Annotated in this window: 20 protein-coding genes and 1 pseudogene; 5 read left to right on the top strand and 16 right to left on the bottom strand. The window is 33.4% G+C overall.

Annotation, left to right across the window (positions count from 1 at the left end; genetic code table 11):
- Nucleotides 1-21 precede the first annotated feature (21 nt).
- From BM350_RS01170 to BM350_RS26685, 8 genes are all read right to left on the bottom strand, one after another.
- Nucleotides 22-954, bottom strand: a complete 933-nt coding sequence (locus tag BM350_RS01170; protein WP_090913037.1) for a glycosyltransferase family 2 protein — start codon at nucleotides 952-954, stop codon at nucleotides 22-24.
- Nucleotides 955-983: 29 nt separating this feature from the next.
- Nucleotides 984-2093, bottom strand: a complete 1110-nt coding sequence (locus BM350_RS01175) for a glycosyltransferase family 1 protein (RefSeq protein WP_090913035.1) — start codon at nucleotides 2091-2093, stop codon at nucleotides 984-986.
- Nucleotides 2094-2104: 11 nt separating this feature from the next.
- Nucleotides 2105-3172 (bottom strand): glycosyltransferase family 2 protein, encoded by a 1068-nt coding sequence (locus BM350_RS01180; protein WP_090913033.1) that lies wholly within the window; start codon nucleotides 3170-3172, stop codon nucleotides 2105-2107.
- Nucleotides 3135-4301, bottom strand: coding sequence for a glycosyltransferase family 4 protein (locus BM350_RS01185; protein ID WP_090913031.1), 1167 nt, complete (start codon nucleotides 4299-4301; stop codon nucleotides 3135-3137). Before BM350_RS01185 ends, BM350_RS01180 begins: the two co-directional genes overlap by 38 nt.
- Nucleotides 4302-4358: 57 nt before the next feature.
- Nucleotides 4359-6185 (bottom strand): polysaccharide biosynthesis protein, encoded by a 1827-nt coding sequence (locus BM350_RS01190; RefSeq protein WP_090913029.1) that lies wholly within the window; start codon nucleotides 6183-6185, stop codon nucleotides 4359-4361.
- Nucleotides 6186-6848: 663 nt separating this feature from the next.
- Nucleotides 6849-7511, bottom strand: coding sequence for a CpsD/CapB family tyrosine-protein kinase (locus BM350_RS01195; protein ID WP_090913027.1), 663 nt, complete (start codon nucleotides 7509-7511; stop codon nucleotides 6849-6851).
- The gene (locus tag BM350_RS01200; RefSeq protein WP_090913025.1) at nucleotides 7460-8200 is read right to left on the bottom strand and encodes a YveK family protein; all 741 of its coding nucleotides are present in this window, start codon (nucleotides 8198-8200) and stop codon (nucleotides 7460-7462) included. Before BM350_RS01200 ends, BM350_RS01195 begins: the two co-directional genes overlap by 52 nt.
- An 816-nt stretch (nucleotides 8201-9016) precedes the next feature.
- Nucleotides 9017-9154, bottom strand: a complete 138-nt coding sequence (locus tag BM350_RS26685; RefSeq protein WP_170857632.1) for a hypothetical protein — start codon at nucleotides 9152-9154, stop codon at nucleotides 9017-9019.
- 385 nt (nucleotides 9155-9539) lie between these two features.
- On the opposite strand from BM350_RS26685, the gene BM350_RS01205 reads away from it, so the two are divergent.
- Both BM350_RS01205 and BM350_RS01210 read left to right on the top strand, forming a co-directional pair.
- Nucleotides 9540-10013, top strand: coding sequence for a hypothetical protein (locus BM350_RS01205; RefSeq protein ID WP_090913023.1), 474 nt, complete (start codon nucleotides 9540-9542; stop codon nucleotides 10011-10013).
- Nucleotides 10014-10015: 2 nt separating this feature from the next.
- The gene (locus BM350_RS01210) at nucleotides 10016-10213 is read left to right on the top strand and encodes a hypothetical protein (RefSeq protein WP_090913021.1); all 198 of its coding nucleotides are present in this window, start codon (nucleotides 10016-10018) and stop codon (nucleotides 10211-10213) included.
- Here the strand turns inward: BM350_RS01210 and BM350_RS01215 are convergent.
- The 5 genes and pseudogenes from BM350_RS01215 to BM350_RS27960 form a co-directional block, all read right to left on the bottom strand.
- A complete protein-coding gene (locus BM350_RS01215; protein ID WP_090913019.1) occupies nucleotides 10206-11264 on the bottom strand; it encodes a GH25 family lysozyme in 1059 nt (352 codons plus the stop codon). The two genes, BM350_RS01210 and BM350_RS01215, sit on opposite strands and share 8 nt — an antisense overlap.
- 72 nt (nucleotides 11265-11336) lie before the next feature.
- Entirely contained in the window at nucleotides 11337-11489 is a 153-nt protein-coding gene (locus tag BM350_RS26690; RefSeq protein ID WP_170857615.1) for a hypothetical protein, read from the bottom strand.
- A 323-nt stretch (nucleotides 11490-11812) separates the two neighbouring features.
- The gene (locus tag BM350_RS01220; RefSeq protein ID WP_090913017.1) at nucleotides 11813-12046 is read right to left on the bottom strand and encodes a hemolysin XhlA family protein; all 234 of its coding nucleotides are present in this window, start codon (nucleotides 12044-12046) and stop codon (nucleotides 11813-11815) included.
- Nucleotides 12047-12598: 552 nt separating this feature from the next.
- Nucleotides 12599-12826 carry a Z-ring associated ZapG family protein gene (locus tag BM350_RS01225; protein ID WP_090913015.1) on the bottom strand — a complete coding sequence of 76 codons (228 nt, stop codon included), beginning with the start codon at nucleotides 12824-12826 and terminating at the stop codon, nucleotides 12599-12601.
- A gap of 479 nt (nucleotides 12827-13305) precedes the next feature.
- Nucleotides 13306-14475 (bottom strand): annotated as a pseudogene (locus tag BM350_RS27960) (hypothetical protein).
- Nucleotides 14476-15076: 601 nt separating this feature from the next.
- Between BM350_RS27960 and BM350_RS25950 the strand changes: the two are divergent.
- Nucleotides 15077-15217, top strand: a complete 141-nt coding sequence (locus tag BM350_RS25950; RefSeq protein ID WP_139207592.1) for an exosporium protein G — start codon at nucleotides 15077-15079, stop codon at nucleotides 15215-15217.
- Nucleotides 15218-15678: 461 nt separating this feature from the next.
- Here BM350_RS25950 and BM350_RS01235 read toward each other — a convergent pair whose 3' ends face one another.
- A complete protein-coding gene (locus tag BM350_RS01235; RefSeq protein WP_090948203.1) occupies nucleotides 15679-15930 on the bottom strand; it encodes an ArpU family phage packaging/lysis transcriptional regulator in 252 nt (83 codons plus the stop codon).
- Nucleotides 15931-16129: 199 nt separating this feature from the next.
- Between BM350_RS01235 and BM350_RS26695 the strand changes: the two genes are divergently transcribed.
- Nucleotides 16130-16294, top strand: coding sequence for a hypothetical protein (locus BM350_RS26695; RefSeq protein WP_090913012.1), 165 nt, complete (start codon nucleotides 16130-16132; stop codon nucleotides 16292-16294).
- 136 nt (nucleotides 16295-16430) lie between these two features.
- On the opposite strand, the gene BM350_RS26700 is transcribed toward BM350_RS26695, so the two are convergent.
- Nucleotides 16431-16571: a hypothetical protein gene (locus BM350_RS26700; protein ID WP_170857633.1), complete on the bottom strand. Its 141-nt coding sequence runs from the start codon at nucleotides 16569-16571 to the stop codon at nucleotides 16431-16433.
- 1003 nt (nucleotides 16572-17574) lie between these two features.
- Here BM350_RS26700 and BM350_RS01245 point away from each other — a divergent pair.
- Nucleotides 17575-18000: a DUF1259 domain-containing protein gene (locus BM350_RS01245; RefSeq protein ID WP_090913010.1), complete on the top strand. Its 426-nt coding sequence runs from the start codon at nucleotides 17575-17577 to the stop codon at nucleotides 17998-18000.
- 106 nt (nucleotides 18001-18106) lie between these two features.
- Here BM350_RS01245 and BM350_RS27350 read toward each other — a convergent pair whose 3' ends face one another.
- Nucleotides 18107-18289, bottom strand: a complete 183-nt coding sequence (locus BM350_RS27350) for an SH3 domain-containing protein (RefSeq protein WP_348272195.1) — start codon at nucleotides 18287-18289, stop codon at nucleotides 18107-18109.
- Between the last annotated feature and the right edge of the window lie 1070 nt (nucleotides 18290-19359).

Consider the following 19359-nt stretch of genomic DNA (forward strand, 5'->3'; position numbering starts at 1 on the left):
TAAGTGTATATAACTCCATCCCTATTCTTCTTTACCTGTACCTCTACTCGTTTTATTTTTTTTCAAAACAGTAGTTCTATGTGTATTCAGAATATAACAATAAAGTAAAAACCCCAAAGGCGTTGCCACGAAAGTAGTCCATTTACATGGAGACTCTTTTAAAAATTTATAGTTTTTTATCATGAAATTACTGGACACATAATGCATGGCTTCTCTAAATCTGTCTTTAAATGAAGGTGCATATTGCATGGCTATTTTCCTAAAAAAAGAAAAACCACGTGGATTTTTCTTATACTGCTTAATAATGTTCATACTTGACCCATCATCTAAATATTCTACAAAACACAGCACTTCATTCATAATAAGTAAGGGACATTCTTGATCAATCAGAATATACTTATAACTAAGTGGACAATACTTTTCCCCTGAAAATATTGGATAGGGCGGGGAGTTACGTGTAAGTTCGGATCGATATACAAGTTTTTTATCCCCTTTCACTTTATGTTTTACATATAAATCTGAAAGTTTAGATTCTCTTAAATCAGACGGCATTTTAGTTCCAATGATGTTTCCATTCTGATTTGCATCCAATCCAACTATCCCAGCATAACGATCACTTCCATTTTGTTTCCAAAATGAAAGGATTTTCTCCACAGCGTCATCAGCCATATAATCATCAGAGTCTATACAAACATTTAGTTCTGTATCAATTAATTCATAAGCAGTATTGTGGGCCCCATGCATTCCTTGATTTTCCTGATAATAATAACGAATTGGAACGAAACCCTCTGAAATCCACTTTTCCACAAGTTCCTTTGTGTTATCTGTAGATCCATCATCAATAATTAACCAAATAAAGTCTTTAGAAGTTTGTCTTTTCAAACTGTCGTAGCATAGATGTAATGTGTACGCACGATTAAACGCAGGTGTAAAGACAGTTAAAGTAGGACCCATCACAAAACCTCCAGAAATCTAAGTTTGTTTTATATGTAACTATGATCTAAATAATAATCCGTTAGCCATTTTGCCATCGTAGCAGTATCATATCCGTTTTTACGTAATAAATCAGACGTATCTTCATGGTCATATGATGAAGTAAGAATTTTTTCTACCCAGACCTCCGGCGTTTCCTTTAAGCTCACAAACTCTATTCGACCGGACACATCCGTTTCATCTGTTATAGTGTCGGATATAACACATTTTAAACCGGCAGCCTGCGCTTCAACCAACACAACCGGCAACCCTTCAAAAAGCGAAGGAAACAGAAATAAATCGAACCCTTGCATAAGGGATGATATATCTCCTCTAACCCCTAAGAACCTCACATGTGACGATAACCCTAAGGCAGCTACCTTCTTTTCTATCAATGGTCGTAATTGACCATCCCCTACCATAACAAGCAGGGAGTTAGGATTCTTATCATGTACAGCTTTAAACACATCAATTAGGAAATCATGATTTTTTTGCTTGTTAAATCTTCCGATATGTCCTAATACTAATTTATCTTCTGCACCTATTTCTTTCCTTATTTGCTTCCTAATTGTTTCATCATATTGAAATTCCTCTACATTAACTGCATTGTTAAGAACAGTTACTTCCTTAGATTCACATATTTTCCGTCCGAATAACCATTGTCCTGCATTTTTTGAACATGCAAAATACTTGTTTGGATTATCCTTCATCGAAAATCTTGCATACAAACGAAAAGGTAGCTTTATATCTATACCCAAATCGCTTAAATGACTATGCGCAATACGGCAAGGAACAGCCGCGCGTTTGGCTGCTCCAAGTACAAAACTGCTATTTTCGTTAATATGAGAATGTACTACTTTATATTCAGGATGAGCAGTAAAGAATTTATCAAGTAATTTGAAATAGGAACGATAATTACCAGGTCTTATTTGCGGCATTCGATAAATTCTTCCGCCAAGACTCAATATCTCATCATCATAATGCCCTTTTTCTTCTCTATGTACCATGAAATCAAACTGTATCTTATTGCGGTCAAGCTTTCGGTAATAATTCATCAACATCGTTTCAAGCCCGCCACGATTCATGATCGTCACTACTTGCAATATACGATTAGGTTCCAATATTCTCCCCCCTATCTAACTATTTTTCTGAGTTTATCAATTACTACTAAAATGAAATAAAATCCTAGTGTAAATCGGAATTTTGCACAAAAATAAAATGCCTTCCAAGCAACTGAAAAATATTTCATTTCAAATTGCCTAAAGGATTGTTTGATACGTTTATCCTTTAATATTGAATGTAACTTACTGATTTTCATCAAAGCAGATACTTTATTTTCTTTGCTTATTGTGTTTAAGCCAAGCCCTAATGTACCAAGACATATGCGATTATTTAAGGCTATATAAAAAGCTTTTTCCATCTTTTTATCATCTAAGAAATTTTCAATTATACCGTAAAGATTAAACCACTGATTCATTAAACTAGGCTTATAAGACGATGTAACTGATGTAGTGTTTACCCTCCAATAATGATAATAAGGTTTATTTATAAAAACAAAAGTTTTTGCATAATAAAAAGCATATATATTAAAAAGAGAATCCTCATTAGTCCCTATAGTACTAAGGTCTACAAATTCAAGATTATTTTCTTTAAGAATATCTAAGCGATATAACTTTGACCATACCGTCCCCCACGCATCGAGAAGTTCTGGATTTGCTATTTCTTCATTTAAAGGACCAATCAAGCGTCTCATAACGTTTAATTGGACTTCTTCATTGTGATAACAAACTTTTTCAGGAAGGTTGAATTCTTTTATCTTTGAATGACTGCCAAACTCTCGAATATACGTACACATAACAATATCGGATTTTTCATCAACTGCGCTATTATACATTGACTCATACATATCTTTATCTACCCAATCATCTGGGTCAACAAAACCAATATATTCTCCGTTTGCCGCGCGTATCCCCTCATTCCTAGCTGAAGAAACTCCACCATTCTCCTTTTCTATCACCACAATACGACTATCTTTTTTTGCATAATCATAAAGTATTTTTGCACTTCCGTCTGTTGAACCATCATTTACAGCTATAATTTCGATATCACTAAAATTTTGTGATAACAAACTATCCAAGCATCTACTTAAGTATTGTTCAACATTATATATAGGCACTATCACACTGATTTTTGGTTTCATCTACATCCCTCAACATATATTGTGTATAAATATCATTCAATTCTGCACCTACTTGGGCAATTGAGTATTTTTTTACTCTATTTACATTTTCAATCCCAATTTTTTCACGTAGTGTTCTTGAATGAATACACTCCAGTATTCGCGAAGCAAAAAGTTCTTCCTCTTTTGGTGATACAAGATAACCATTTATTGTATCCTTTATAAGCTCTTTATGTCCTCTATTATCAGTAGCTACAACTGGAAGACCACAAGCCATAGCTTCCATTATGTTAACTGGCAAACCTTCTCGAAGACTAGATGCAACGGCAATATCACACATTGGTAATAATGAAGCAATATCTGTTCGATATCCAAGAAAATGAACCATCTCAGCAATCCCAAGCTCAATAGCCAATCTTTTACATTCTTCCATTAATGGACCTTTTCCTGCCAGTAAAAGCTTTGCGTTAGGAGCTTCATCCTTTAGTAGGGCTAACGAATGAAGCAAAAATTGCTGATTTTTATTTTTGTTAAATTCAGCAGCATAGAACATTAGGAAATCATCTGGTTTGTAACCAAATTTCATCTTTAAATCTCGTTTATATTCTTCTTTTACCAATTTGAATTTTTCCGTATCTACGCCTATTCCATGAACGTGTTCAATACGATTTGCTTTAAATCGATGTTTCACTGCAAGATTGTAATCTTCTGTATTGATTGTTATGAGACAATCTGTATAAGAAGCTAATCCTCTTTCAATTGGATAATATGCAAGCCAATTTATAAGAGGTGCACCCTTACAAAAATGAAATCCATGAGCTGTGTAAATCACCTTAGTTCCTTGTCTTCTCGCTTTTCTTGCAGCTAAGCGGGCAAGCACTCCTCCCATAGGTGTATGACAATGAATAATGCTGTACTTATTTTTATTGATAATTGATGTAAGCTTCTTATATGCCTGGAAGTTTTGCTTTTTAAAAGGTGATCTCTGAATAGGAATATCATATTTTTTATGTACATATGGAAGGTGTATATTACCACTTGCAGCAACATGTACCTCCCATCCCTGCTCCGCAAACCATTCCATATACGGTAAGTGAAATGCTTTAAAATGGTAATCTACTGTTGCACAAAACAACACTTTCTTAGGCAATTAAATCACACACCCATTCAACTATATTTTTGATTCAAGTACAGCTTCCACAAACCGTTAACCCAATGTTGGTGTTAATATTTTTGAAGCGTTATGTTTATTAGCCAAATCTAATAATATGTTTCGTAATTCTTCTTTATCCAAATCAGAGTGTGTAGAAATAATTTTTTCAATTTCTTCTATATAAATATTAGTTTCTTTTCCTACATAAATTCTCGGATAGATTTGTTGTTCAATCATTTCATCATCTTTTAATAGCTCTTCAAAAAGCTTTTCTCCCGGTCTCGTCCCAGTAAATTCTATACCAATTTCTTCAACAGAATTTCCTGATAGTTTAATTAAATTTTTAGCCAGGTCGACAATTTTCACTGGTTCTCCCATATCTAATACAAAAATTTCTCCGCCCTTAGCTAAAGCCCCGGCCTGCATAACTAGTCTTGATGCTTCCGGAATAGTCATAAAGTAACGAACCATATCTGGATGAGTAACTGTAACTGGTCCGCCTTTTTGAATTTGCTTCTTGAATAACGGAATTACACTACCTCTACTTCCTAATACATTTCCAAAACGAACCGCAACGAACTTTGTATGACTTGTTTTATTTGTATATTGAACAATCATTTCAGCCAATCTTTTCGTTGCTCCCATAACATTTGTTGGATTTACTGCTTTATCAGAAGAAATCATAACAAACGTTTCAACATCGTGCCAACTTGCTGCTTTTGCAACATTCATCGTTCCCATCAAGTTATTTTTCACGGCTTCTTCCGGATTATATTCCATTAATGGGACATGTTTATGTGCAGCAGCATGATAGACAACGTGCGGGTGATATTTATTCATCACTGACATCATTTTCTGACTGTCTTGTATGTCTGCAATTTCTGGAATAAATATAATCTCTGTATTACCATATAACTCTCTCAATTCCATTTCAATGGAGTAAATGCTATTTTCCCCATGGCCTAATAAAATTAACTGTTTTGGATTAAACTTTGCGACTTGTCTACAAATCTCTGAACCGATTGAACCACCAGCACCAGTCACTAAAATGACTTTATCAGTTATATATTCTGAAATGCTATTCATATCCAGCTCAACCGGACTACGTCCTAGCAAGTCTTCTACTTGAACATCGCGGAATTCATTAACTGAAACTTTCCCTGTTACTAAATCTTCTAACATAGGAAGAATTTGCGTCTTTGCTTTTGTTTTTGAGCACTCTTTAAAAATGGCGTTCAATCTTTTTTTTCTAAGCGAAGGGATGGCAATTATAATACTCTCAATATTAAGTTCTTCAACAACACGCTCAATCTGATTTACCCCTCCGATTACTGGAATCCCCAAAATATCGAGATTATGCTTCTTTACATTATCATCAATAAATGCAACAGGTAATAATTCTGTATCATTGTTCTGTAGCAATTGTCTTACGACCATTGTCCCCGCAGAACCAGCCCCAATAATTAAGGTTCTCTTTTTCGTATCATCATTTTTAAAATACGCATCCCGGAACATCCGCCAAATAAAACGGGACCCTCCAATTAACAAAATGTGTATCATCCAAGTTACAGCAAGTAAACGAAAGTAAACTTCGTGTATCACTACTTTTTGTACAAAAGCTGTAGTAACGATAGTCAATGTAATAGCTTTAAAAATAATTAATAATTCCCCTATACTTGCATATTCCCATGCCTTTTTATACAACTTATAAAGAAAAGCAAAAAAATGATGGCTAAGTAGTAAAGTTATAGAACTAATTACAGATGTTAATGTAATAACTCGAAAACTACCATTTACAAAAAAATAACTAAAATAAATTGCACCCAATACTATAAGTGAATCCATTAAAAGCAATAACGACAACCTTTGCCGGTACGTCATAAAATTCCCACCTTTTTAATCATGACTTTGAAAAAATTAAAACTTTTAACTATGAGATCTTTCCAAAAACCCATAGTTAAAAGCTTTAATAAAATTTGGGCATCTAACCCAACCTCACACCACACTCTTGACGACTAGCATCTAAGGTTTATTTCAACCCACAGTATAGCCGAGTGCCTCCATTGATATTGGTAAAGAGGCATCACCATATTGAATCTTCTAAAAGAACTATTTATGTACTTTATAAAGAACGAGTTAGTTTAAAATCCTTTTATCCCGTTAAATAGATAACCTTTATATTTCCCGAACACTCCTATAGATAAATTGAACTTAATTTTTACACTTCTCAATTGAGTAGCCAATCACCATTCAAATTCCCTTTATAAGACAATGTGTTTTAAGGAACTTGGCGATGAGAGGACCTATAAAAAAATTTTTAGTTCAATTTATATAAATTCACTTTAATTTTTCAATATAGAAGTCGATCGCTGCTATGTAGAAAAAGTGACCTGCACCTGCTTTCTCTCCGGTTCTCACTGCGCATGTGGCAGAAAAAGGCTCCGACCACTTCAATGCATGGCCAGATGCTCTTTCCCCCTAAAAAGAATGGTTTTATGTCGTTTTTCAAATTTGGATTTATATAGCTATATTAAACAAAAATCATTATACCTTATTGTTTAATATAGCTCCTACTAATTTTCCTTTTGTAAAACTTAATATTCTTTTAGCTTCGATCGCATCCTCATTCATAGTATGATTACAGTTTATTACTAATAATGCTCCATCACATCGATCAGCTAAAATGCTTGCATCTGCTACCTCTAAAATCGGCGGAGAGTCGATTAATATGATATCATACTGCTCCATTACTTTTTGAATTAAGGTCTCCATTACTACCGAACTAAGTAGCTCAGCGGGGTTAAACGGAACTGGACCACTTGTTAATACGTGCAGTCTTCCAATTCCTGTTTTCTTTACAGCCCCCTCCATTACTTTTTCGCCACTTAAAACATTTGTTAACCCAATTGTATTTTCAAGTTGGAATATTTCGTGAATGGCCGGCTTCCGTAGGTCAGCATCAATTAGTAATACTTTCTCACCTTGTTGAGCTATAGAAACAGCAAGATTCGCTGCAACTGTTGATTTTCCTTCCCCAAATCTCGGAGAAGTAATAACTATCGTCTTGTCTTTACTATTGACAGATGAAAACTGAAGATTGGTACGAATCGTACGATATTCTTCAGCAACTTTGGAATTTGGCACAGTATGAGTAACTAGGCTTTCATTCTTTCCTTTGTCTCTTTTTCTTCTGTTTTTGAAAACCACTTGCCTATCCCCCTTAATGATATAGATTTCTTTTCACTGTATTTATCTACCATACTTCTCTCATCCATTTTAGAAATACTTCCTAAAGTAGGGATATCTAATAATTTTTCAATAGCTCGCTCTGATTTAATTGTATCATCCAAAGAATCTAGTAAAAATACGAAACCAACGCTTAACACCAAACCAACAATGAAAGCAGTCATTATCGTATTGATATGCTTTATGTTTATTGGTACAGCGTATTTCTGAGCTTTTGCTTCTGTTAAAATGTTAACACTATTAAAATTTAATACTCTTGCAACCTCTTTCTTATAAACAGCTGCTGTAACATTTGCAATTTTAGCCGCCATTACAGGATTTGGATCAACCACATTGATTTTCACAATCTGTGAACCTTGGACAATTTCAGCGCTTATTTGTCCACTTAACGCACCTGCTGGTCTATTATTATTTAATTCTGCAGCGACTTTCTCCATCACAACCGGTTCATTTATCATTACTTTAAGCGTGTTCATACTTTCACTATTTGCTTGAATAAGTATTCTCGCAGAAGATACGTATAATGGAGTTTTTAAGAAGATACTATAAATCGCTCCTACTAACGTAATCGTTAGTGTAACTGCGGCAATTATCCATAGTCGTCTTCTTATCACAGCAAATAAATTTTTAAGATTTATTTCCTTTTCCATAGTTTCCCCCTACATTTTTATAAATGAATCGGGCTTTTTAAACCTACCTCACTCATAAAACATTTTTATGTACAATTTATTTATGCATAAAGCCATTACTTAATAAAACACAAGTGTTCTATTTAAAATAAATTTTAGTTCTTTATACAGAACAAGTCAACATAAATATTCTATAAATACTTTTCTCTCTTATACAGATTCTTTTTCTATAAATTTGGGTATCCTGACTTGTTACACAGTTTTTTCTCAACAATTTCATATCACACTGAACCTGATGGATGAGGAACAAAACACCCTCTACTAATGAAATATTTATATTTTTATAAATTAAAATTATAAGATGTAAGATTTACCTGAGGCTTTAAAAGATGTGAAGAATAGCTGATTTTCTTCATATTAATAGTGAAAAGTATCTATACTAAATCTTCCGTATATTTTTTCTCAATTTACTATATATTCCATACATGATAAATTTGATTTGTAAAAGGTTTCTTTTTCATTACTTCCCTTTTCAAACCTCGAAAGCAATAAGATGGATGACGACACTCATAGGAGTGTCTTTTTTTATCACCAAAATTATCACCTCCATTATTGAATACTAATAAAGTGAAACTTCCATCAGTGGAGAGTTTTTTCATCTCCCACTGATGGAAAGCCCGCCCAATCGGGCTTTTACGGGCAGTTATCCACCATCTATCTTCCTCGTTTCTCTCCGAATCTTGAAGTGGGGGTCTTACTGCCCGTTAATGCGGGATAAAAAACAATAGATTAAAAGTACTCTAAGAAACAGCAGTTAGCATTTGCTAGCTGCTGTTTTTAATCAACCTTCCAAATAATAAAAGACCATACAACTGGCGGACCACCTTCTTCAACATATGGTGATTCTTCTGCGAAATAAAATTGCGCTACCATTGGAAGCTCTTCTCTTTTACAAATTTCTAAAATCTGCTGCATGAACAGTGGAATTTCCAAAATTTTGATATAATAGATTTATTATATCGCGGGAGGGGATTTTATGAACTATGATACAGTCGCTTCGCTGTAACGTATGCAACAACTACAGCAAGCAGCAGCTACTGTAAGTAATAGATTAGTCTTAAATAGAGTAATTACAATTTTAGTTGCCCTATTCATTCTAACTGTAGTTTTTTCATCCATTCTAACACTCGGATTATTTCTTGTATTATGTGCAATTTATTTTTTAATAAAAGAATTTGCATCCAAAACATAAATAGCGGGATAAAAAGGAATTTGATGAAAGAAAAAAAAGTTCGGAGCATACTGTGATATTTCTCCAGAAAAATAGTTACTTTTAAATAATTAAAGGAGGGCTTTATATATGAGTTCGAGTAATTTTTCTCCGGCAATAACATCTATTCATTTACACACAAAAAAAGATTTCTCAGAATTAATATTATATAAAGGAAAAGATAATGCTCTTAGTGTTTCATGTACAATTGGAGGGCTTACTCAAAGAACACTCCCTTATATTCATGAAACTCCTGATTATGTAGCAATATGGTTCACCTTATATCATCAATTTGGAGGAAAAGAAACAACTATTGTTAAAAGATATATCGTTGAATATGATCCAGAACAAGGCTACACTAGCAAAGATATTGATCATATTGAATTCCAAATCCCTATAGATGATGATTTTTCTAACATAGATTTCGTTAATAACTATTACTATTTACACATTAGTTGTACTGGTAAACACCACGATGAAATGGGTATATCCGCATCTATTGATAACAACGAGATATTTAAAACAAAAATTCCATTTATTGTTTCAACTAACGAGATTGTATAATTATGACAATTGAAAGAGAACTTGGTGAATATAGAAATAAACAAATTCACCCTGCTGTTTCAGACCTAATTTTCTGGGATTTTAGAGATTTGACGCCCAAAGAAGTAGTAGAGATTGTTCGGAACTACAAGAAAGAAAAAAGTAAAATATGTAAAGAGAAAGCCGCTCCCGAAAAAGGAGCGGCTTTCTTCATTATCTAATCCAGTTTACATAAGATTCATCAAAATACATCCAACCACCAGTTTTCAATCCGCCGCCATTTATGAAAATCCAATTTTCGTAGCGATAGTGTACATCATATGCTCCAGCATTATTAATCTGCTCAACAACAGCATCACCTGTACTTGCACCTTTTCTAAGATTGATATCAGTACCATTTACCCAAACGACACCTTTATTTTTTCCGTCTTTATTGATTTTACAAACATCAGCACGTAACCAGTTCTTCTCCGCAATTTTGTACCAGAAATAAGAGCCATCGTAATGCCAATCAAGGTAAACGTGACCGCTTCCCTTTTTTACTTGACGCATAGCTTTTGCATCAGTAGATGGATTTTCTCGTACATTTGCAATATCTGCTGTTACAGTGATACCGCCCAAATTATTTGTTTTCCAATCTGGAGGTAAAACAACATTTTCATTATCTCCTGCAATGTTGTTACTTCCCTTACCAATAAACCATTCTAAGGTTTTATCACTATTTAAACGGTTTACATCACAATTCCCAATTCCTTCAACGTAACCACCTGTTGCATTATCAGCATATTGCCACAAATCACATGCATATACCGGTTTTGCTCCATAGCGAGGAATCCAAAGGAAATCAGCTTTTACATTTTGTAATCCATAAGAGCTGTACATATGATGAGATACGTAGAAACCTACTTTCCATCCTGCAGATTTACAAGTATCGATGAACACTTGTGACGCTTTTGCTAGATTAGTAGAACCGCAACTAGCTAAAGTGTCATCTTCAACATCTAGCACTAGAAATTTAGCGTTAGGGCTAACACGAGTCATAAAGTCCTTTGCCTCTACAATTGCATCTTCCACAGATACATAGCAACCATATGCATAAGCAGCATGAGGAATTCCGCGCGCTTCTAGATTCGCTACATGCTGTTTATATAGATTATCTACTTTATTTGAACCATATTGCACACGACAAATTGCTAAATCAAGATTCGGAGCAGCTACGTTCCAATTAATTTTGTCATTGTATTTTGATATGTCTACGATGTTTTTATTCATTATTCGTTATCTCCTTATATTTCGATAATAATAAAAATAAAAAAGCAATGCCTTTGGACAGTGCTCTTTGCCTCATACAGCGTTTTTATTCTTCTTTAGCACCTTTTCAACAAATCGTTTTCCCGCAGCAGGATTAGAAATAACACCTGTAGCGACTAAAATTACTAGTTTGATATCTACATATCCTTGATATTGCCCAGTATTGAAATGTGGAATGGTATCCATCAGTGCCATTATAATTTAGTGAAAATAAAAAAGCAATGCTTTTTTACAGTGTTCTTTTCCTCATACAGCGCTCTCATTCTTCTTTAGTATCTATAAACCATTTTTCTGCAGCGACTACAATAATTACTATTGATTTATTTATCTTCCTCTTCATCGCCTCAACCTATTTTAAATGTAATGAATATTGAAATACTCCCTATAACAATTGAAGATATACTACCCGCCATTTTAGCGTCTATACCATAACACCGAGCTATTAAAAACATTATTATTATAAATAAAAAAGAGAGACACTTGTCCCTCTTTTAAATACAATCAATATCTCATAATCCGCCTTTCATTAACAGTCCTAATACCCCCATGACAATAGCACTGATTATGATTCTTAAAATCCAAGTTGTATTTACGCTAATTTTCTCTAATTGTTTATTGATTGTAGTAATATCTTTTTCACTAATAGTTACACGAGTTTCTAGATTACGAATATCTCTCATGATTTCTTTTTGTTCTATTCTTATATTTTCTAATTTTTCATTTAAATCTTCTATGTCTTCCATGTATTCACATCCTTTAAAATTCAAAATATTGCTTTTTCTATATATTATGAGGCGCTTTTTTCATTGTGAATACATTCTAATTATTTCCACACCATTTAAAAACATGTTTCAGATCATCACAGTTTTATCTTGCCATGCTACAATTATGTTATTTTTTATTTAATTCATCTTATAACTTATACATATACTAACTCTGTTTTCTTTGAATAAATCTCAATATTTCGTTCATACTGCAGACAGCCTATTTACCCATTGAGAGCAGTTGGCTTTTGCTAGCTACTATTGTGTGTAAAATAACGTTTTTGTACATTTCACTTAATTTAACTATCATTCGAAAAATAGGAAATATTTATTCAATGTTTTTTCTGAATACTCATGATATTATTTAGTTGCTGACACCATCCCGAGAAGTCAGCAACTGCATCCATGAACTCTACTCTCATTATATAGAGAGTAGATTTTTTTATTTATAGGGTCACTGGTCACTCCTTATCTTTCCTTATCGATACTCTATTCCACAGCAAACTAAAATAATAAAAGGGCCCTTCGATTTCATACTGGCTTTCCACACTTTTTACAATAAGTAATTCTAATTCTCGTCTTATTTTCTATGTCATTATCATTCTTTATCTCTTTCAACTGTTCCATTTCTTTCTTAATTGAAGAATCAATATCATAATCCAATTCCTTAACTTCCTTCGCTTTAAGAAACTGAATCATAATGATTAAACAAATTATTGTACCTACACTATATCCGATAAAGAAACTTAACCACATCATGATATCATTCCTCATTTCCCATATTTTTCGTCCCTTAATTAGTTTATTCGACAAAAATCTACTAAATCCTACAAATAAAAAGAGCACCTGTTTCCGCAAGCGCTCTTCTTTGGGATTTGGATTACGATATTCCTTTTAACGAAAGTTAAGAGGTACAAGCAGTATATGCTCGTTCTTGTAAAAATGTGAAAAAGAGCACCCGATCTAGTGGATGCTCTCAATGTGACAAGGAGTGTGAGTATTGAATAGAACAAGCGATTAGCTTGTCCTATACTCTAATATATGCTCGTCCTTCTCAAAATGTGACAAAAGCATCCGAATAGATACTTAACTGCCTGATTTGATTGTATATAGTTCCATATCGTACTCTTCTTTCAATTTTTGATAAAAGATGTGGATACTCCTCTCAGGGCTCGCCCTATGAAAAACTTAATACCAAGCTCATTTTGAAAAATCTACGAAATTTTATTACTTAAATCTTAGAAAACATCAACTTGTATGACAGTATCTGTTATATTACTTCCTGTAGAAGCTGTTAATTTTAACGAAATACTATCTCCTGCTTGAAATGTTACAGAAACATTATTATTTATATTAGACGTCTGAGCACCAGTTAATGAAACTGTAAGAGGTGTATCTACCCCATTTTTTCGAATAGCCCAAGTATCTGTGCTTGTCCCTCCAGAAGCAACTCGAGCTCCTATTGCTAATGATTTGATAACAGCTTTTTGACTCAATCTTACAAAGACCTCTGTAGCTGAAACAGATGCTGTACCTGGCCTGTAAAAACGAGTTCCACCAGTTGGTAAACCAGCAGGATCTGCCCAAAGAATAGTAGTAGGCTGTAAAACTATAGAAAAACTTAAATTGTTAGCATTGGAATTTATAAGATTCGTTGAACTTAAAATCATCGTTCCAGCTGTTTGAGATACATCCGCTGTAGTCCCTTGAACCTATACTAAACGCAAACTTAATTCTGCCCCCGCCCGATTCACTTCTGCCCCAATACAAGATCCTGCTCCCCCTAAACTAATAGTGGTCAAATTAACATCCCGACAATGAAAATTATGTGGATTCGTATCAACTAATATTGCTCTTTTATTCCCTAAACCAACTGATCTTGTTGTGATAGTCGTTGCTCTTACAGCACTTATGCTATCATCTGGAGTGCCTGTCCCAAAAGAATGAATCGCATAAACATTGGAAGTTCCACTTGTTGAGGCTGTCGAATTATCTACAGTGATTACTGTCGTTCTTAATCTAGCGTTTTGTGATGTTGTTCCAGGAAAAGCAACTCCTGTTAAATTCACATGGTTAGACGAAGTTAATAGTACGGTAACATCCTCTACCCTTGTATTTTCACCCATTGTGAGTACAGTGGTATTCGATATTACATTCTGCTGACAAATTATTACCGTTAATAAACTAATCCCTCGTAATGAATTTCCATTGGGAATAACTACTGTTTCATCATAAACTCCAGGAAATACAAGAATTGTAATTCCTGGAGCCCCTATTGCGTTAATTGCTGTTATAGCACCATTAATTGTTTTAAAAGGATTTCCTCCAATGAAAGCTGTTGAATCATTTCCTGATTTCATTACTACAGCCGTATTGGTCCTAGATATCCATAATTCCTGTACACTCATCTAGTTTTATTTCTCCTTCCATTTTTATTTCATTTTCATATAGTTGTATTATATGAACGGATAAACAAAATGGATTCAATGGAAATCTTTCATTATAATTTTTTACATTATGTCTATATACTTATAAATCTTATATAGTCAAAATACCCTCCACATTCTAAAACCTTCATTTCCAGCCGTCACTTTTTAATAAAGTTCAACTTGTATAAAATCTAAAATCCCCTTATTTACCTGCATTTGGACACATTTACCAATATTATTTTTCGAAAATTCATGTTAAATTTACTTAGTCAAGTACGCCATTACTTGACATATTACCCTTAGAAGTCCCGTATACCACGGGGCTTCTTTTTTTAGCATTCCTGACTTAATCAACAAAAATTATGTTTCCCTTAAACTGTAAATGGTTTAGATTTTGATAGATTGATACTTTACGGAGTCGATCCTTCTTTAGTATGGTTCATTAAATAAAACAAAATGATGAAAGAGGAACTTATTGAACTTGTAACTTAATACCGTTTTGCTACAAATGTACAAGCATATTCTATTAATTATTCATAAAATATATCAATCTCTGATCTACAAGGAGGTGTATTCCTTTATGTTATCAGCATGTATTATACAAGAGGGAGATGCTTACTTCTTAGTTGTTAAATTCAATGATAAATTCCTTTATCGATCCCCTATCACACCAGAATTCGTTTCATTTCTATTATTATTAGGAATTCCAATGTGTAGCTAAAAGTCAATCATCCGCTAATCTAAATTAACAAAAAGGACAAGCATTTTGCCTGTCCTTTTTAACAATACAGGAATTACATATACATTATAGAATAACAAAAAAGAAATTAAGTACTATTAAAGTCCATTTTATTCAATAAAAAAGAGCATCCAATTAAGTGGATGCTCTCAATGTGAAAGAGAGTGTGAGTATTGAATAGGATAGCGGTTAGCTTGTCCTATACTTCAATATATGCTTGTCCTTCTCTAAATGTGAAAAAAAAGCACCCATTTTAGATGCTTTAAATTCCAATACTATTTTCTTTAATTTACATACGGTATGTGAAGTTTTAGTACATACAATCTAAAAGAGCAATTGTCCTTTCGTCAAATCATCTATACTACTATCATAACAGCTATATAACCTAACAACGCCTCCTAAACTTCTTAACAATCAGTTTTCTAGATTCTACTGATAAACGATTAATCCGCTTCCATATGAGAGTCATGCATTGTTCCTTCTCTCTCTCTATCTACAAACTCAATCACGCTTTCATTTGAGGAATGGGATCGGTTTGTGTTACTTGGAAGTGTAAGTAAATATATAGGTGTTACTTTTGGCAGATGCTTATCATCGACAGATAGCATATACATACGATACTTCTTTAAAGTACACACCGCTTTCTTCACTGATTTTGTTACATCTAATTCTTTCATAATTGTCAGTAACATCATTGGAAGGCCCTATTAGTTTTTTTATTATTGGATCCAATTCTATATCTTTTGTACGACTAGTCTATTGAAATAGTGTTAATTTTTATTTCTAAGGAAAAAGGATTATTTTATTAAAATTGAGCTTAAATTAAAATAACATTTTTTCACAAAAAGGAAATTAATGTATAATTAATTTAACCAAAATTTAGGAGTGTCGGACATGCCAGATACATTGAGACTCATTATTTTTATCCTTGCAGGAATTAGTGCATTTTTCGCTTTAATAAGGGAATTTAAAAAGCCACAGAAAAACATATTCCTAATATTCTTTGAATTTTTAATTCTTATAGGAGTCACATGGTTAATAATAAAAACTTTAGTATGACTTCCCTAATAAACATTCCACTTGAATAAATCTTAATATTCCGTCAATACTATAGACAGGCGATAGCCAGAACTCATTCAGAATCAGTTTTTCTCCAACTCCCTGAGCCGAGCAGTTAGTTTTTGCTAGCTGCTCTTTAGCTTTTATCCTCCATATAAAACTCAGCAACGGGTTCAATTAAGTTAACTAAAGTTTTAATTACTTCTTTCGGATCTTTATTTTCTTCAGCTACATTTTCAATATGTAATTTCAACTCTTCGAACAATTCGTAATTCATCAGCGCTTTATTCATATTTATAAGAAGGCGTTTTTATATGACTCACTATCAAATAAGCTCTTTAATATTCATCACTTTAGTACCACTTTTTTTAGCTATCACTCTGATAACCGGTAAATGTGGTTACTTTTTTTGAAACTTATATGAATAACGTATTGGAGTAAATATAATTTTTTTGTGGCTGGATGAGCTTTATCGCATTGAAAAGTGTTTTAGCCACAAAAAGAAAAAAGTCCCGATACCAGTAGTATCAATGCCTTTCACTCTTAGTAAAGAGTCATATATTGATCGCGTTCCCATTGATAGACTTGCGTACGGAATAAATTGGTGCAAATAGATAAAAACTCATTTTTCTATGCGAAAATGAGTTTTTAGAAGAGGTTACCTTATCAAAAAATAAGCCCTATGCAAAATAAGAAAATTGTATTTTCGACTTAATAAAATACTCATTGGATAAAGTGAAACTTCCGTCAGTGGGGGTTTTCTTTACCCCCCACTGATGGAAAGACCGCCCAATCGGGCTTTTTACGGGCAGTTATCCCCACCTATCTTCTTTGCTTCTCTCTGAATCTTGAGGTGGGGGTCTTATTGCCCGTTAATGCGGGATAAAGTGATTCCTAATATTATTTTTTACAGTGGCAACGTTTCTTTTTGTTTTTGCAACCACATTTATGTTTTTTGCACATGTTTTTCACCTCTTCTCTTTTAGATTTCAATATACGATATGCATGTCTGAATTAAAATGCATCAACTTGTCCCCAGAAAAAATATAATTGAATATTTAGCCTGGCCATATCGAAATGATATTTTTACGTATAAACTATCTTATATCTTAAAAATTGTTGGTCATAATTGAATTAAAGGCTTTAGGCTTCAGAAATTCTTTAGTACATCTTGTTTAAGAATAAGTATTTAGTCCAAGCCTTTTCTCCGTAATATGAATATTTTACTAGAGAGAACTAGTTATATAAGTCATAATTATATATGGAAAGAAGGTTTTTTTATGTCTTCAAATAGTTGCCACTCAAATGACTCCAAAAGCAACTTATGTAACGAATTTGCGAGGATCTTAAATGGATCTGGAATGGTTACTCCAGAAGGGGTATGCTTAGTACAAAAATTTCGTAATATCAGATTTACTATTCTTGGACGTAGAACAAAATCCCCGCTAGTTAACCCTCAATTTTTCTCGTTTGAAGATGTCGATCGTAATGGCAATGCTTTGAACTTAGGCGAAACCGTTCTTTTACAAGAAGAGGTTAACCCGTTATTAACTGAACTTCGAAAAAGAAACATTATAGTTACGGCACTTCATAATCATTGGTTATTTGAAGAGCCACGAGCTATGTATATGCATTTTGAATCCATTGAACCACCATTAGAGTTTGCTAGAAAAATAAGAGAAGCATTTAAAGTATTAAAAGCATAATCTAATTTTATTTCTATTAGGGCGGAATTTAAGTCACTCCTCCCTATTTCTTTGTTTCTATAACATAATATCTCTAACTTGTCTTCATTAAAATACGTTCTGTTTATTATCTAAGCCAATTCACATAAAACTCATCAAAATACATCCAGCCTTCAACGCCTTCACCCACAACATAAATCCAGTCAGCGTATCGATAATGTACTTCATAAGCAGAACGTTTTGTAATTTTATTTATAAGAGCATCACCAGTACTTGCACCTTTTCTAAGGTTGATATCAATACCATTTATTCAAACGATACCTTTGTCTTTCCCGTCTTTATTAATTTTTTCTACATCATCACGAACTCAATTGTTTTCCGCAATTTTATACCAGAAATGAGAGTCGTCATGGTGCCTAGCAAAGTAAATATAACCACTATATTTAGCTTGTTTCGCTAAATATCCAACGATTCATCTACTTCCTCGGCCGTGCGAACACAATATAACAAAAACAATCCATATACGATGATTAACATTAACAAGATCATGCGCTTACTCCTTATCACTTACTATCTTTTAGTCGATTCATATATTGTTAGTTTAGCTATTATGCTTCAATGTAAACATTCATTTCCCTTACATCCACCTTACATTGTTGTAAGACACTCACCCCTTATCTTCTCTTAACAACAAATAAGGCGCTGTACCAATAATGGCAGCGCCTAAAATAATTACTTTTGGTTTATTCACTTTCCTCTTCATCATTCCAACCTATTTTTAATGTAATAAATATTGAAATACACGCTATAACAATTGAAGATACACTAGCCGCTATTTTAGAGTCTATATCATAATACCAAGCTGTAAAAAATATTATTATTGTAAATAGTATTCCTGACAATACAAGCCAATCTTTAACTAACTCCTTTTTCTTGTTCAGAGATTCTCCACCCCCAAAATATATTCAATTTTAAACTTTTATCTTCAAATCATCATAAGTAATTTATTTCCATATAACAAACCACAATCTTTTTATTTCAAATACTAATTTTGTCCCATTCTCGTTCATTGTGTAATTTCTACATAATAAACAAGAGCATCCGAACCAGTGGATGCTCTCAATGTGACAAGGAGTGTGGGTATTGAATAGAATAAGCGATTAGCTTGTCCTATACTCTAATATATGCTCGTCCTTCTCAAAATGTGACAAAAGCACCCGTTTTGGATACTGTTGCTGTTTCACTTTTTTGCTATTGTCATTTTCATATCAATGAGACACCTGGTTCAATCTCCCTGTATGATTTCGAGCTTTTCTCAATCACTGCACAATAGACTATTAGCTACACACTCAGCGTTCAGTAACCGGAAGAAGAATAACC

The sequence above is a fragment of the Bacillus sp. 103mf genome (assembly GCF_900116295.1).
GTDB lineage: Bacteria > Bacillota > Bacilli > Bacillales > Bacillaceae_G > Bacillus_A > Bacillus_A bruguierae.

Bases quoted from the DNA above. Each gene is read 5' to 3' on its own strand.
- BM350_RS01170 (WP_090913037.1), bottom strand. From the start codon at position 954: ATGGGTCCTACTTTAACTGTCTTTACACCTGCGTTTAATCGTGCGTAC.
- BM350_RS01180 (WP_090913033.1), bottom strand. From the start codon at position 3,172: ATGAAACCAAAAATCAGTGTGATAGTGCCTATATATAATGTTGAACAA.
- BM350_RS01190 (WP_090913029.1), bottom strand. From the start codon at position 6,185: ATGACGTACCGGCAAAGGTTGTCGTTATTGCTTTTAATGGATTCACTT.
- BM350_RS01200 (WP_090913025.1), bottom strand. From the start codon at position 8,200: ATGGAAAAGGAAATAAATCTTAAAAATTTATTTGCTGTGATAAGAAGA.
- BM350_RS26685 (WP_170857632.1), bottom strand. From the start codon at position 9,154: ATGCAGCAGATTTTAGAAATTTGTAAAAGAGAAGAGCTTCCAATGGTA.
- BM350_RS01205 (WP_090913023.1), top strand. From the start codon at position 9,540: ATGAGTTCGAGTAATTTTTCTCCGGCAATAACATCTATTCATTTACAC.
- BM350_RS01210 (WP_090913021.1), top strand. From the start codon at position 10,016: ATGACAATTGAAAGAGAACTTGGTGAATATAGAAATAAACAAATTCAC.
- BM350_RS01215 (WP_090913019.1), bottom strand. From the start codon at position 11,264: ATGAATAAAAACATCGTAGACATATCAAAATACAATGACAAAATTAAT.
- BM350_RS26690 (WP_170857615.1), bottom strand. From the start codon at position 11,489: ATGGATACCATTCCACATTTCAATACTGGGCAATATCAAGGATATGTA.
- BM350_RS01220 (WP_090913017.1), bottom strand. From the start codon at position 12,046: ATGGAAGACATAGAAGATTTAAATGAAAAATTAGAAAATATAAGAATA.
- BM350_RS01225 (WP_090913015.1), bottom strand. From the start codon at position 12,826: ATGATGTGGTTAAGTTTCTTTATCGGATATAGTGTAGGTACAATAATT.
- BM350_RS25950 (WP_139207592.1), top strand. From the start codon at position 15,077: ATGTTATCAGCATGTATTATACAAGAGGGAGATGCTTACTTCTTAGTT.
- BM350_RS01235 (WP_090948203.1), bottom strand. From the start codon at position 15,930: ATGATGTTACTGACAATTATGAAAGAATTAGATGTAACAAAATCAGTG.
- BM350_RS26695 (WP_090913012.1), top strand. From the start codon at position 16,130: ATGCCAGATACATTGAGACTCATTATTTTTATCCTTGCAGGAATTAGT.
- BM350_RS26700 (WP_170857633.1), bottom strand. From the start codon at position 16,571: ATGAATTACGAATTGTTCGAAGAGTTGAAATTACATATTGAAAATGTA.
- BM350_RS01245 (WP_090913010.1), top strand. From the start codon at position 17,575: ATGTCTTCAAATAGTTGCCACTCAAATGACTCCAAAAGCAACTTATGT.